This is a genomic window from Pseudoxanthomonas sp. LjRoot206, assembly GCF_056175725.1.
The window spans coordinates 915,880-928,774 of record NZ_JBGFFI010000002.1; the positions used below are offsets into that span (position 1 = coordinate 915,880).

At 62.5% G+C, this 12,895-nt stretch carries 11 protein-coding genes and 3 pseudogenes; 7 read left to right on the forward strand and 7 right to left on the reverse strand.

All coding sequences use genetic code 11. From position 1 onward, the window contains the following. Positions 1 to 49: 49 nt before the first annotated feature. On the reverse strand, positions 50 to 595 hold the full coding sequence (locus tag AC04MD_RS08980; RefSeq protein WP_475496921.1) for a hypothetical protein: 546 nt from the start codon (positions 593 to 595) through the stop codon (positions 50 to 52). Between the two features lie 478 nt (positions 596 to 1,073). On the opposite strand from AC04MD_RS08980, the gene AC04MD_RS08985 reads away from it, so the two are divergent. The 6 genes from AC04MD_RS08985 to AC04MD_RS09010 all read left to right on the forward strand — a co-directional run bounded on the left by AC04MD_RS08985 (position 1,074) and on the right by AC04MD_RS09010 (position 8,173). After that, positions 1,074 to 2,864 (forward strand): S8 family peptidase, encoded by a 1,791-nt coding sequence (locus tag AC04MD_RS08985; RefSeq protein ID WP_475496922.1) that lies wholly within the window; start codon positions 1,074 to 1,076, stop codon positions 2,862 to 2,864. A 284-nt stretch (positions 2,865 to 3,148) separates the two neighbouring features. Further along, on the forward strand, positions 3,149 to 4,201 hold the full coding sequence (locus AC04MD_RS08990; protein WP_475496923.1) for a hypothetical protein: 1,053 nt from the start codon (positions 3,149 to 3,151) through the stop codon (positions 4,199 to 4,201). Then, entirely contained in the window at positions 4,201 to 5,565 is a 1,365-nt protein-coding gene (locus AC04MD_RS08995; protein WP_475496924.1) for a hypothetical protein, read from the forward strand. The genes AC04MD_RS08990 and AC04MD_RS08995 overlap by 1 nt, the downstream gene beginning before the upstream one ends. Before the next feature lie 48 nt (positions 5,566 to 5,613). Next, positions 5,614 to 6,165, forward strand: coding sequence for a hypothetical protein (locus tag AC04MD_RS09000; RefSeq protein ID WP_475496925.1), 552 nt, complete (start codon positions 5,614 to 5,616; stop codon positions 6,163 to 6,165). A 232-nt stretch (positions 6,166 to 6,397) separates the two neighbouring features. Beyond that, positions 6,398 to 6,883 carry an REP-associated tyrosine transposase gene (locus AC04MD_RS09005; RefSeq protein ID WP_475496926.1) on the forward strand — a complete coding sequence of 162 codons (486 nt, stop codon included), beginning with the start codon at positions 6,398 to 6,400 and terminating at the stop codon, positions 6,881 to 6,883. A gap of 795 nt (positions 6,884 to 7,678) precedes the next feature. Beyond that, positions 7,679 to 8,173, forward strand: a complete 495-nt coding sequence (locus AC04MD_RS09010) for a hypothetical protein (protein WP_475496987.1) — start codon at positions 7,679 to 7,681, stop codon at positions 8,171 to 8,173. A 103-nt stretch (positions 8,174 to 8,276) separates the two neighbouring features. Here AC04MD_RS09010 and AC04MD_RS09015 read toward each other — a convergent pair. The 4 genes and pseudogenes from AC04MD_RS09015 to AC04MD_RS09030 form a co-directional block, all read right to left on the reverse strand. Continuing rightward, positions 8,277 to 8,402 (reverse strand): annotated as a pseudogene (locus AC04MD_RS09015) (asparaginase domain-containing protein); the annotation flags it as partial. Positions 8,403 to 8,539: 137 nt separating this feature from the next. Continuing rightward, positions 8,540 to 9,430, reverse strand: coding sequence for an EAL domain-containing protein (locus tag AC04MD_RS09020; RefSeq protein ID WP_475496927.1), 891 nt, complete (start codon positions 9,428 to 9,430; stop codon positions 8,540 to 8,542). Further along, on the reverse strand, positions 9,364 to 10,266 hold the full coding sequence (locus tag AC04MD_RS09025) for a hypothetical protein (protein ID WP_475496928.1): 903 nt from the start codon (positions 10,264 to 10,266) through the stop codon (positions 9,364 to 9,366). The genes AC04MD_RS09020 and AC04MD_RS09025 overlap by 67 nt, the downstream gene beginning before the upstream one ends. Before the next feature lie 586 nt (positions 10,267 to 10,852). Beyond that, positions 10,853 to 11,149, reverse strand: a pseudogene (locus tag AC04MD_RS09030) (asparaginase domain-containing protein); the annotation flags it as partial. Between the two features lie 132 nt (positions 11,150 to 11,281). On the opposite strand from AC04MD_RS09030, the gene AC04MD_RS09035 reads away from it, so the two are divergent. Continuing rightward, a complete protein-coding gene (locus AC04MD_RS09035; protein ID WP_475496929.1) occupies positions 11,282 to 11,626 on the forward strand; it encodes a GNAT family N-acetyltransferase in 345 nt (114 codons plus the stop codon). A gap of 62 nt (positions 11,627 to 11,688) precedes the next feature. Here AC04MD_RS09035 and AC04MD_RS09040 read toward each other — a convergent pair. Both AC04MD_RS09040 and AC04MD_RS09045 read right to left on the reverse strand, forming a co-directional pair. Continuing rightward, positions 11,689 to 11,787: pseudogene (locus AC04MD_RS09040) on the reverse strand (asparaginase domain-containing protein); the annotation flags it as partial. A gap of 620 nt (positions 11,788 to 12,407) precedes the next feature. Then, positions 12,408 to 12,893: an asparaginase domain-containing protein gene (locus AC04MD_RS09045; RefSeq protein WP_475496931.1), complete on the reverse strand. Its 486-nt coding sequence runs from the start codon at positions 12,891 to 12,893 to the stop codon at positions 12,408 to 12,410. Between the last annotated feature and the right edge of the window lie 2 nt (positions 12,894 to 12,895).

The window sequence follows — 12,895 nt, forward strand, 5'->3', positions numbered from 1 at the left end:
GGTCGCATGCGTTGGCGAACGGCAATAGCCCTCTTGATGTTGCGGGACGTCAAGGGGACTGCCCGCCGGTATCGCTCGCCGTATTGCATCTGGCGTACGTCGGTGAATAAGTCTCGAGCTGCCCCGCCGGATGCCACCGGAGCTTGCCCCCGCGCAGCGAGAGTCGGGATACGGCGGAATCTTCGCTTGACGGCTCATCCGGCATCGAATCGATGCCCAGTCGTGTGGTGACCCGCCAAACCCCTGCATCCTCCGCGTCGATACGGTCGACCGCATAAAAGTTCCCTTCGCCGTACTCGGTGACCGCGTGGATCAGGTTTGGGGTTATCACCAGGCTACCTACCGGCACGACATCGACGTGGTCATGCCCGCTTCTGACTGGCGACAACACGCGATATCTTTCGCACTTCGCGACGCCATCCGCGTCGTCTGGATACCAGACGCCGGTAACAACGCCCGGTAACTGGTTCAGAGGAACGGCCTCCACGTGCTTTCCTGCTTTGGCGCCCCCTGGCGTCTTGGACGGCGTCGACGCGCGACATCCCATGCATGCGAGGGTCGCGGCCAACACACACGCCAGCTTGAATCCCTTCATCTCGCCTCCTCATCTATCGATGTCGTCACCGTCGCGCCATCAATACATGCTCAGTAACGTCATGGCGAGTCACAGAGACGTATAGCAAGAGCCGCATGGCAGATGAGGTTGTTGGTCGCCACACCTTCTACGGAGCGCGCACGTGGTTGCGTCGTCGATGCACTCGTGCGCGAATAAAAAATTCGCGCTCATCACGCACGCACCACGTAAATGAATCTACGCGGCGATGTCTACCGGTGACCAGCGCTTCATGCGTGTATTCCGATGATTACGTTTGAAACATGATGCGATGAAGTGTGTCCTTCATCGCTGATTCATCATCGCGCACTCCGCTAGCTTCGTAGACGCGACGTGCATCGCACGCCGTGCACCCGGTCGAACGCAACAGCCCGTCCTACCCCCTCCCGTATCTGCCATGCGCCCCGACCGGGCTATTGCCGCTTTGGCGGCTTTTCTTTTCATCTTGAGGGAGAGTCTGATGTCTGGAATTGCAAAGCGTGGTTCGCGTGTACGCCTGCTGTGCCTGTCCTCCGCCGTGCTGGCATCGCTGTATGCGCTGCCGGCGATGGCCGGTCGCGTCGACATGAGCGGCTTGCAGGTGGAAGAACCCGGTGGCTACGACCGCTTCATCGTGAAGTACCGCGACGGCAGTACGGAGAGTTCCGATGCGACGCAGCTGCAGCGCTCGCTGAGCACCGCCGCCAGCACCGGCGTCGCCAAGCGCGGCGGGCGCGCGCTGGGCCTGCAGAAGCTGCGTCGCCTCGCCGCCGGTGGCGCGGAGGTGGTGCGCGCCGACCGCAAGCTGGACCGGGTGGAAGCCGAGTCGCTGATGCGCCAGCTCGCCGCCGATCCCAACGTGGAGTACGTCGAAGTCGACCAGCGCATGTATCCCGTGCTGACCCCGAACGACCCGCGCCTGTCCGAGCAGTGGGGCTTCGGCACCACCGCGTCCGGCATCAACGTGCGTCCGGCGTGGGACAAGTCCACCGGCGCAGGCGTGGTGGTCGCGGTGATCGACACCGGCATCACCAACCATGCCGACCTCAACGCGAACATCCTGCCCGGCTACGACTTCATCAGCGACACCTTCGTGTCGCGCGACGGCAACGGCCGCGATTCCAACCCGAACGACGAAGGTGACTGGAACCCGGTCGCGGGCGAGTGCTACGCCGGTTCGCCGGTGAGCAATTCCAGCTGGCACGGCACGCACGTGGCCGGTACGGTCGCGGCGGTCACCAACAACAGCACCGGCGTGGCCGGTACCGCGTTCGGCGCCAAGGTGGTGCCGGTGCGCGTGCTGGGCCGTTGCGGCGGCCTGACCTCCGACATCGCCGATGCGATCACCTGGGCCTCGGGCGGCACGGTCAGCGGCGTTCCCGCCAATGCCAATCCGGCCGAAGTGATCAACATGTCGCTGGGCGGTGGCGGTTCGTGCTCGGCCACGTACCAGAACGCGATCAACGGCGCGGTCGGCCGCGGCACCACGGTGGTGGTGGCGGCGGGCAACAGCAACGCCAACGTGTCGACGGCGGTGCCGGCGAACTGCCCCAACGTGATCGCGGTGGCGGCGACGACGTCGGCGGGTTCGCGTGCCAGCTTCTCCAACTACGGCACGGGCATCGACATCTCGGCGCCGGGTGCGAGCATCCTGTCCACGCTCAACACCGGCACCACCACGCCGGGCAGCGCCAGCTATGCGTCATACAACGGTACGTCCATGGCGGCGCCGCACGTGGCGGGCGTGGTCGCGCTGATGCAGGCGGCGGCGCCGTCGCCGCTGACGCCGGCGCAGGTGGAGACCATCATCAAGAACACGGCGCGGCCGTTGCCGGGGACGTGTTCGGGTGGCTGCGGTGCGGGCATCGCCAATGCCGACGGTGCGGTCGTGGCGGCGCAGGGCGGTACGCCGCCGGGTGGCGGTACGCAGACGTACACCAACGGGACGGACGTCAACATCCCGGACAACAACACGACGGGTGTGACCAGCACGATCGCGGTGTCGGGCCGCACGGGTAATGCGCCGAGCAATGCGCAGGTGGCGGTGAACATCGTGCACACGTACAAGGGCGACCTGATCGTGGACCTGGTGGCACCGGACGGGTCGGTCTACAACCTGCACAACCGCAGTGGCGGCAGCGCGGACAACATCAACCAGACTTTCACGGTGAACCTGTCGAGCGAAGCGCTCAACGGTTCGTGGGGCCTGCGCGTGCGTGACCGTGCGGCGGCGGATACCGGCTATATCAATAGCTGGGGTCTCACGTTCTGAGGATTGCCCTCTGAGGTAACGCACAGGATGTGTGACAAGAAACCCCGGCCTTGACCGGGGTTTCTTGTTTGTCACTTTTGTCTGACGCACCTCAATTCGAGCAGTGATCAGTATTTCCATGGATTCCGCGATATCGCGCCGATGTGTGGTGCCGACTCGGCTGAGGTAAATGCATTCCCGCTGCGACTCATGTAGACAGGGTGGCAAGTTTGGCTTCTCGCCTGCTCCCATGGGTTCTAAGACCTGCATGATGGGCGAAGGCATTGATCGACAGGAGGTTGGGCATGCACGGAAAGCTTCTTGCCGGTATCGCCATGATCGGCGTTCTTAGCGCTTGTGCGGCTGGCGTCCAAACAGTAGCCAGTGAAAGGGGCGCATATTCTTCAGGAATCGAGTCGAACCTCGCGATGCTTCCCGGCGCGCCGCGCACGGTTCCGCACCCGTGGATTCCCTATGCGATCGAGAAGGGAATGGGAGCGGAATGGTGTCCGGAAGACCCGGATGATGACAGCGGCGAGACGCGATACGGCGGACTGAACAGGGCATGCCTAGGCTTGCTTCCCAAGCACCTTGCTGAAGTGATGGTCGCCATTCCAGAAGAGGACATTTTTCTTCCTGCAGAGGTTCGAAGTGATCAGGTTCGTCGACCCCAGCCTTACCTTGCACTGCCTGGGCGTGGACAACGGCCGGATTTCATGGCGAGCGTGGATATTCTGGAAGGCATCCTGCTGCGCTCGTTCGAAGGGACCACTCCGGCGGATACCGTTTATCTGGTGGTAGGTCCCTTCAAGTGCATCGATGACGATCCACTTGTGGCTAGGGAGGGCGAGTATCTGGTCGAAGCAAAGGCGTGTCAGGCAGCACATGCCGAGACGCGTCTCTACAAGTGGTCGACCCTCGACACTCTGCACGAGGTCACCAATGAGTATCTCGTGGCACCTGCGATGACGCCGGCCGAGCAGGCACTGACCGCGCCGTTCAAACCCTATCTGGATATCCGTGAGCTGGACTATGTTCCGGTCATGCGATGGACCATATCTCTCAGGGATGTTTCGTTTCCCGGGGGGGTAGACGATCACGATTATGATCCTGTGGACATGCCCGATTGGGTGCCCGATACGCGGCGGCTGGGAAGTGCGCTGCATCTAGGGTTCGTTGTCTGGACCGGTGAGAACTTTGAGGTTCGACAGCGTGTACCCAGAACGCTGTGGCCATTGCCGCGATGCAATCTGCTTCGGCCCGACAGCGGCTGTGGCGAAGGTGGCCGAATGCGAGGTGGCGATGAGGATCCGTTCGTCGATGAGGAAGGCGTCCGGCCATATCAAAGGAGTAAGTGATGACCAACCCCCATCGTACTGATACTACGGATATTGATATCCGCGCTATCGCAGATCGAGTGATCGAGCAGGTGCGGCAAGGGCAGCATGTTCAAGCATTGCGCCTACTCGAGAGCGAGAGAGAGGGCGAGCGGCCGGTTGTACAAGAAGCACTGGATCGCTACGTGTATGCAGGTGCGCGACGCGATATCGACGAAGCCCGCCATTCCGGCGCGTTGCAAGCGCCGGACCTTGCTCCCGTACTAGAGCGCCTTGGGCAGGCTGGCCAACCACCCAGAATCCCGGACTACAACGGGCGGGATATTGACGAACCCAACGAACTGGTTGGCCTGACCAGTGTGCAGAAATTTGACGTCTACGCCAGCATGGTGGAGACGCGAGGAAGTCAAGCGGCAATCGACGCCTTGCAGAACGAGGAGAGCGTACTGCTGGGGTTGCGTAAGGAGACATCCACAGTAGCCTCGATGGGTGAAAGTGGAGCTCGTGGTACTGGAATCTATGACGACCAGATCCTGGTGCTAAGGAAGCAGGCGAGTGGCGAGCGCCATCTATTCATAGCGGATCGCGCAAGTACTGAGCCGACTGCTCAGTATGACGAGCATGCACAGCCTCGCCCGGGGCGTGAGGCCACGCGGTACGCCGATGTTGCGTGGCGTCGGGGGGAGGGCGAGGACGTCAATCGAGATGGCATAGATGACTTGGGTAGATTGGCCGAGGGCACCATTGAGATGATGACGGCTGACCATGCCAATCCCCGGTTAGCCCGCACAACAGACGCATTCAGGCCTTCGGAAGAGCAAAGCAGAGCCCCGCGAGACGCGCGCCGAGTTCAGCGAGACAGCAATGGCGACGGCTGGTTCACCGAGAATGATGTCAATGGAGTACAGGATCTGAATCCAAGCTTCAAGATTCACAGTGGCTCGCGCGGCAACACTGATTCCGCAGGTTGCCAGACGATTCATCCCGAGGACTATCTCGCTTTCAACAATGCTGCGCGAGCCAATCCCCATCAGGATCGCTGGCAGTACGTTCTCACGTCGACAGAAGGTGGCCTGTTTCACGATGTCAATCGTGGCGATCAGCAGGGGATGGTGCCTCGACAGGCTGTACCCGATCACGGGCGCAATGTGCCGGTTGAAGATCAATACGAACGGCAACCGCTGGATGCGGCTTCCGGTGATTCCTCGTTAGATCGTTATCTTGCTGCCGTGATGTCGGGTGATAGCGGATCGGCCGACCGAGCGGCGCTAGAGTTTTCGCGATCGGAAGAGGGTCGACGCACGAATGCGCAGGGCGAGCAGTGGCTTTCACAGCAGCAGGCCACCGAGCAGACCCAGTCGCAGGAACGGCAGATGGCACGCTAGCAAGCGCTTGGTGATCTCACTCACATGGATGCAGAGCAGGGAGTTGTCATGGAGGACATCAACACGGCACCCTCCGCAACGTCAGCGGACGCCATCAAGGCGCTTATGCTGCTGCGCGCGGAGATGGTCCAGCGCGAAGCGCGCATGAGTATGGCCATAGGTGAACAGGTGCAGGCGTTGCGCCAGGAAGTGGGTCAGTTCCGTCGCGACGTTGCGGCCATCATCGACGGGGCCGGTACCCGGATTGCGGAGGACGCCCGGGAGGCTGTATCGCCGGTGGCGATGGAGTACGGTCGCGCTGTATCCGGTGCGTCCACCCAGTTGCGAACTGCGGGTAAAGTGGTGTGGATGTGGCTGGGCGCCGCCGCTGGAATCCTCGTACTGGTGCTCGTTGCCGGTTGGATGGTTGTGGGTTACTACGGCCGCGAGCTGGCCGCCACGAAAGAAGAACTCCAGCGCTACGAGGACGCCGTGCCGGTCGTGCAGGCGTTCTACGCCTCCGACGCCATTGTCTGTGGAGGCCTCATCTGCACGAATGCGGACCCGCGGGGGGCGCGTGCCGGCGACAAGGGGCAGTATCGCGCGGCACGAAAGAGGTAGGAGCGATAAGAACTAGATTCCGCTATTGGCTTGCCCCTCAAGATGGTGGCACTACTTCAAGATTCGATCGGAGAAGCTCATGCTCGGAATGTCAGGGTTGCTGCTGCTTGGGTATCGATCAGCGTGTACGCCGACGTCCCCTGCAAGTGTGACTGCACGTGGCGGGTGCTTGTACATGCATAGGTTGGGGTGAGCGAAGCGAAGCCCAACACACGCGACAATCGAGGCGGCCATGGACTATCGGCGTACCCGCCAGGAAGGCGGCACCTACTTCTTCACGGTCAATCTGGCCGATCGCTCGAGTACCGTGTTGGTGGATCGTATTGATGATCTTCGTCGTGCGGTGCGTATCGTCAAGCAGCGGCACCCGTTCGATATCGTCGCGTGGGTCGTTTTGCCTGATCATCTACATGCCGTCTGGACACTTCCCTGCGGAGATGGCGATTGCGCCACTCGCTGGATGCTGATCAAGGCTGGCTTTTCGCGTGCAGTTCCCAAGGCCAAGCGGGTGCGTACTACGCGGCTCAGGAAGGGCGAGCGCGGCATCTGGCAGCGTCGTTTCTGGGAACACCTCGTCACCGACGAAGATGATCTTCGTGGGCATATCGACTATGTGCATATAAATCCGGTGAAGCACGGCTACACGGTGCGGGCCTCGGATTGGCCGTACAGTTCGATCCACCGGTGCATTAGGCGTGGTGACATATCGGGGGATTAGGCGGTGTCGCCGGAGGAGATGTCCCGTGCAGGGGAGGGGTGAGGCTGTTGGGCATCGCTTCGCTCACCCCAGCCTATGGTCCTGAATCTGAGAATAGGGGTCAGAGACCAATTACCTGCTTCATGAAGCACAAGGCCCGCATCAGCGGGCCTTGCCTTTGCTGACGGGTAGCCCGGCCGGAGTTTCAGGCGGCGCGAGTCAATCGTAAAAGGTACTCCGGGCTAACGCGCCTGGCGCAATCCAGCTTCCCGCACCGGCCACCGCGGAGCGACCCGTTTGTCCGGCCTGCGGGTCGGCGGACGTTGCCCGCCTGGTCTACGGGCTGATCGATCCAAGCAAGATCAGTGAGGAACTGGCCTCGGGCCGGACCAGGCTGGCGGGTCGCATGGTCGAAGCGTCTTCGCCGGCCTGGCACTGCAACCATTGCAGCTCCGAATGGAGGCTTGCGGAAGCCGCGACCCGGTTGGCCGAGCGGCAGCTACGAGAAGACGTCGCGCGCGAAAAAAAGAGAAACAGAGGCCCGGCAGCGCGGGACACTCGAAGCCGCGCTGCGGTCGACTGGAATGGCGCGCTGCCCCCATTGCAGGCGCTCATTCGACACGCGCTCGCGCATGTCCTGGGATGGCGCGCGGCATCTGTCGTGCGGCACCTACCTGACGCTGATCTACGCCGACGATGATGCATAGCGAGCGAATTGGGATGAGCTCGCGATTCCCTTCATGCGAGGCAAGGAGGCACAGGCGGGCGGGATGCCGGACTTTTGGTATGGTGCGCTCGATGACCTAGGGGAATGGCATGCGAACGCAACGACTGGCGCGGTTGCTGGTGTTTCTTGCGGCGCTGGGAGCTGGCCATTCGGTAGCGGCCGAGGGCGACGCCGGCGGGTTGTACTTTCTCGACGGAATCGACCGTCAGGACGGCATGAGTGCATCGATCGATCTGGCCGCTCGCGTCATGCGCGTGGCAGGCGATGGCTTCAGGCTGCGCGAGTGCCACGGAGACGCTCCCTCGAAAGATTGCATCAGCTCCGATTACTTCGTGCTTTGGCTGGACGAAGCGCTGCCCGAGCACTGGTCCGGACAAGGTATCGACTACGCGCTGGCGCGCTCGTGTTCGATGTCCTCCCCGCATGGGCCCGTCCGTGTTTCCGTGATCGACTCGGTGCAGAAGCATGGGCGATTCGCGTTCTACCTGGGCCCAGGCCGCGAGCTGTTGGGGTGGACGCTCGAGCACGCCACGGGGACGGATCTCTATCTGAAGCGGAACCTGCAACTTGATGCCCAAGAATAGGGGTCGACAGAATAGGGGTCAGAGACCAATTCCCTTCTTCGTAAAGCACAGGGCCCGCATCAGCGGGCCTTGTCGTTACTGGCACGAGAAAGCGTGCGCGCCAAACCGCCTCGAACCGGTTCGCCCCCACGTTATTCCTGACCTTCGGATCCCAGATCTGTCCGTTCATGGCGATGTACGCGCCCGATAGCAGCGACTGCACCGCGCGGATGGCGCAGCCGATGTTGAACGCGAGAGAATAGGGGTCAGAGACCAATTACCTGCTTCATGAAGCACAAGGCCCGCATCAGCGGGCCTTGCTTTTGCTGGCAGGTAGCCCGGCCGGAGTTTCAGGCGGCCCGAGCCAATCGTAAAAGGTACTCCGGGCTAACGCGCCTGGCGCGTATCCGAGACTCTGTCCGTACCGGCGCGAACTCCTGCAGGCTCCTCCATCCAGCGTTCCAACTGGTCCCGCGTGAGGGGTCTGGAGAAGTAATAGCCTTGCCCGATGTCACATCCCAGGCTGCGTAGCTGATCCATGGTCCCGGCATCCTCGACGCCCTCCGCGACCACGCGCAGCCCGAGGCTGCGGGCCAGCGTGATGCTGGTGGCGACGATCGGCAGCTTGGCGTGCTGCATGTCGCCAACGAACGAGCGGTCGATCTTGATCTCCTTGATCGGAAAGCGGGCGATGCGCACCAGCGAGGAATGTCCCGTGCCGAAGTCGTCGATCGAGAAGGCCACGCCCGCGGCATCCAGAGCGGCGACCACGCGGTCGGGAGTGGCGCCTGTGCTCAGAGCGGCCCCTTCGGTGATCTCCAGGGTCAGCAGGTGGCCTGGCAGTCTGTGGCGGAGCAACGCGTGAGCGACGCGTTCCGGCAGGTCCATCTCCTCCAGATTCGCTGCGGCCAGGTTGATGGAGACGCCGATCTCGTGGCCTGCGGCACGCCAGCGCGCCAGGTCGTCGAGTGCGCAATCCAGCACGAAATCCGTGATCGCGCGAATCAGATCGGTGCGCTCCACCGCCGGCAGGAACTCATCCGGACGTCGCGCACCCCACCGAAGCAGTGCTTCGACGCCATGTACCGCGCCGGTCCGCAGGTCGACCAAGGGCTGATAGTGCAGGTCGAGGTCGCCTTCGGCGAGCGCGCGGCGCACATCGCTGACGAGTTCACGCTCGCGTGCGGCCGAACGCGTGGTGCGCAGGATCCTCAACAGCGCATGCCAGATCCGGTGCATCGCCGCCGCCAGGCCCAGTGCCACCAGCACGACCGACACCGCCGGAATCGGAACCCATTCGCAGCAAGCAGCGCAAGGCCCAGCAGCACCCCGATCAAGACTGCCGCATGGATGCGCATCTCGGCGCCCATGAAACTGGCGCCGCGATCGTGGGATGGTTGCCATGCCGCCGCTGCGGCCAACGCCGGCGCCAGCGGATAGAGAGCGTTGGAACCGATCATGCCCGACACGGGCCCGGTGGCGGCGGCTTCCAGCGTCCAGGCGGTATCGGCAACGCCGAGCGTAAGGATGGCGGCAGCCAGCAGCATCCAGGCGGCGCCAACCTGCCTGCCGGCAAGCGCGAAGGCGACGACGGCGATCGCGGCCAGGATGCTGTCGCCAACCTGATAGGCCACCACGATGATACGGCCCAGTTCACCCAGGCTTCCGGTCGCCAGCAAGGGCGGAAGCGCCACTGCGGTGACCAGGCCGGCGGTCACCAGCGTGATCGTCAGAATGTCGGTGAGCAGCGCGGTCCCCAGTCCGCTCAGCCGGCGACCGAGCTGGAACAGTGCCGCCATCGCGAATGGGTACAGTGACATCCAGAACAGGTCGATGGGACCCGGCGAGGTCCACGGATTTCCCAGTACTTCGCCGCCCAGATGCAGTGCCCAGCCCAGCGTCCAAGGCGTGAAACCCAATGCGAGCAGCGCCCACGCCGCGCGCTCCTCCCGTCTGAGGATCGCGCGCAGGTGGAGCATCGCGACGGCAGCCACCATCAGCGCCACGTAGATTCCGTGCGTAAACCAGCGCGTGTCGACGCCCACCGTCAGGCCCGTCCAGTAGCCGAGCAGTCCGACCGCAAATGCAAGATGCACGGCACGTCGTGTGGTCATCTCAACGGTTCCTGGAAAGGACCGACAGATGAAACCCGCAGGGCATCGCATGCCGGGCAACCCGTCCATCCAAACTCGTTCCGCCTTCTCGCTGCATAACCGCATCGATGCGGACGTCTCGATACGGGCATCGGCACGCAAGGCTCGTGCGCCGACCGCGTAATGGGCCGCTTCATGTGGTCACGATTTCGTCGCACATGGCGCCAGACTGGCGCGGCTCCGGATCATCCTCCGCTTGAGTGCCGCTGTCACCTGCTCAGCGAGTCGGTGACAAAGGTGGCCTTTGTGATACCCGGCCCGGACATGAATCCCGACCACAACCTGCGCGAGCCAGGCGGGAGGAATGACACGGTGCGGATCGCCCGTTTTCTTTCGTGTCACAGTTAAGGGTCAACGAAAAATGCTTGAGTCACATTCGTTGCGCGCTCCGGAATAGTCGCGCGTGTTGGAGAATGCGGGTGAAAGATGCGGGAGGGTTCTCACTAGCTCCAGCGAAATGGCTCTCCACCAGGAGTGGGGAACAATTCCAAAAAAATGCCCCGCATCTGCGGCCCTTGTCATTACTGATGATGGTAGCGGCTTGGCCTCACGCCGCCTTGAGCCGATTCGCCGCCACGATCTTCCTGGCCTTCGCCGGATCCCGGATCCGTCCGTTCATGCCGGTGTACGCGCCCGACGGCAGCGAATGAACCGCGCCGATGGCGCAGCCGATGGTGAACGCCGCGTCCGAGCCGCAGAAGCGGGCCGGGCTGAGGGCGCCGGCCATCACGATGGTGTTGTCCGCGACGGACGCCAGCACGTGGCCCGTCTGCACCATGCTGTCCATACCCTGCGTGACCAGTGCATGCCTCGGCTGCGCGGCGATACACGCGCGGATCAGCTTGGACAAGGTACTCTGCCCGCCCGTTTTACAACCCCTGTTTCCCTGTGCCGTGCCCGCCAAGCGGTCCGGCCTGACTCAGGCGTGCGGCCACAGTAGCCAAGTAGGCCATCTTTGAAACCGAACCCTCTCCAATTGAAAGCAGACTGGCGCTTCGAAGAAAGCGAGCAGCGGCGGCACTATGTCGTCGAGCCATGGCTGGATGGTCGCCGGGTAGGCCGTGCCCATGGCTGGTTCGAACCCGGCGCGAGCTTTGTGCTGGAGAAGATCGAGATCGATTCCAGGCAGCGCTCACGTGGCTACGGCAGCATGGTGATCGAGCGGTTGCGGAAGAAGGCACGTGACAAGGGGTGCCTGGAGCTGGTGGTCAACAATGTGCGTTCCAGCAATCACCGGGCCATCTCGCTCTACGAGGCCATGGGTGCGAAGGCCGTCCCGACGTCGGAACACCTCTGCGCCTATGTCATCTCGCCGCCGTAGGCTTCCGTAAAGCACAAGGCCCGCATCAGCGGGCCTTGTCGTTATTACAGCGAGGAGGCGTGCTGCGCCGCGATGATCGCGCCGACCAGCTCGCGGTTCTCGTCGCTGATGTGCAGCGAATCCTTGCGCAGGATATGGATGACAGCGAAACGGAACGTCACCACGATCCCGCAAAAGAATGAGGGGCTGACGCCAATTCCTCCCGTGAATGCGAGGGCTTGGGTTGTCGGGTATCGCTGCGCCACTCCAGCCTATGGTCTTCGCTTGTACATTGATGTACCAGCGAAGCTGTGTTGACAGGTAGAACTTTGAGATATCTACTGCCTTCGCACTTATCTACGAGTGCGAACACGAGACAAGGACGATCTTATGAAAGCAAAGTTTGCTCTTACGTTGGCGGTGACGTTGATGGTTGGCAGCATCGGTGCAACCGCTCCGGCGCCGGCAAAGGCCGGTGAGGGTGCGGTCTGCACTGAGACTGGATGCTTCACGTGGGTGTGCGTGTCCTCTGGATGCGCGTGGGTTTGGGTGCCGAGGACGGGCAATCCGAATCCGACAAAGCCGTACAACTGACTCCAATCAGTTGTCAGGTGTGGGTGCAGATTGCGCGATGTGATCTGCATTCTAGGTATGCCAGATCACGAGGTGGGGCACGAACCCGCGAGCCCCTCCTGGCTGGAGCAGACAGACAGGAATGTGGCCAGAGTAGATTTTCCTCGCCCGTAACGAAGAGGCCCGCATCAGCGGGCCTTGTCGTTATTGCAGCGAGAAAGCGTGCGCGTCACACCGCCTCGAACCGGTTCGCCGCCACGTTCTTCCTGACCTTCGCCGGATCCCAGATCCGCCCGTTCATGGCGATATACACGCCTGTCGGCAGCGACTGCACCGCGCCGATGGCGCAGCCGATGTTGAACTCCGCGTCCGAACCGCGGAAGCGGGCCGGGCTGAGCGCGCCCGTCATCACGATGGTCTTGTCCGCGATGGACGCCAGCACATGGCCCGTCTGCACCATGCTGTCCGTGCCGTGCGTCACCAGCACATGTTTCGTCGACTGCGCGGCGATGGTCGCGCGGACCAGCTCGCGGTCCTCGTCGGTGATGTGCAGCGAATCCTTGCGCAGGATCGGAATGACCGTGAAGCGGAACGTCACCCCCAGCTCCCGCAGGATCATGCCGATCTGCGGATCGCCGATCTGGTAATCGGACTTGTCGTCGAAGTAGATCTTGTCGATCGTGCCACCGGTGGTGACGATCAGCAGCTCATCCATCT

What these genes read in the sequence shown, in the direction of transcription:
- AC04MD_RS09045 (WP_475496931.1), bottom strand. Translation starts at nt 12,893, where the DNA reads ATGGATGAGCTGCTGATCGTCACCACCGGTGGCACGATCGACAAGATC.
- AC04MD_RS09025 (WP_475496928.1), bottom strand. Translation starts at nt 10,266, where the DNA reads ATGACCACACGACGTGCCGTGCATCTTGCATTTGCGGTCGGACTGCTC.
- AC04MD_RS09000 (WP_475496925.1), top strand. Translation starts at nt 5,614, where the DNA reads ATGGAGGACATCAACACGGCACCCTCCGCAACGTCAGCGGACGCCATC.
- AC04MD_RS08990 (WP_475496923.1), top strand. Translation starts at nt 3,149, where the DNA reads ATGCACGGAAAGCTTCTTGCCGGTATCGCCATGATCGGCGTTCTTAGC.
- AC04MD_RS08995 (WP_475496924.1), top strand. Translation starts at nt 4,201, where the DNA reads ATGACCAACCCCCATCGTACTGATACTACGGATATTGATATCCGCGCT.
- AC04MD_RS09010 (WP_475496987.1), top strand. Translation starts at nt 7,679, where the DNA reads ATGCGAACGCAACGACTGGCGCGGTTGCTGGTGTTTCTTGCGGCGCTG.
- AC04MD_RS08980 (WP_475496921.1), bottom strand. Translation starts at nt 595, where the DNA reads ATGAAGGGATTCAAGCTGGCGTGTGTGTTGGCCGCGACCCTCGCATGC.
- AC04MD_RS08985 (WP_475496922.1), top strand. Translation starts at nt 1,074, where the DNA reads ATGTCTGGAATTGCAAAGCGTGGTTCGCGTGTACGCCTGCTGTGCCTG.
- AC04MD_RS09005 (WP_475496926.1), top strand. Translation starts at nt 6,398, where the DNA reads ATGGACTATCGGCGTACCCGCCAGGAAGGCGGCACCTACTTCTTCACG.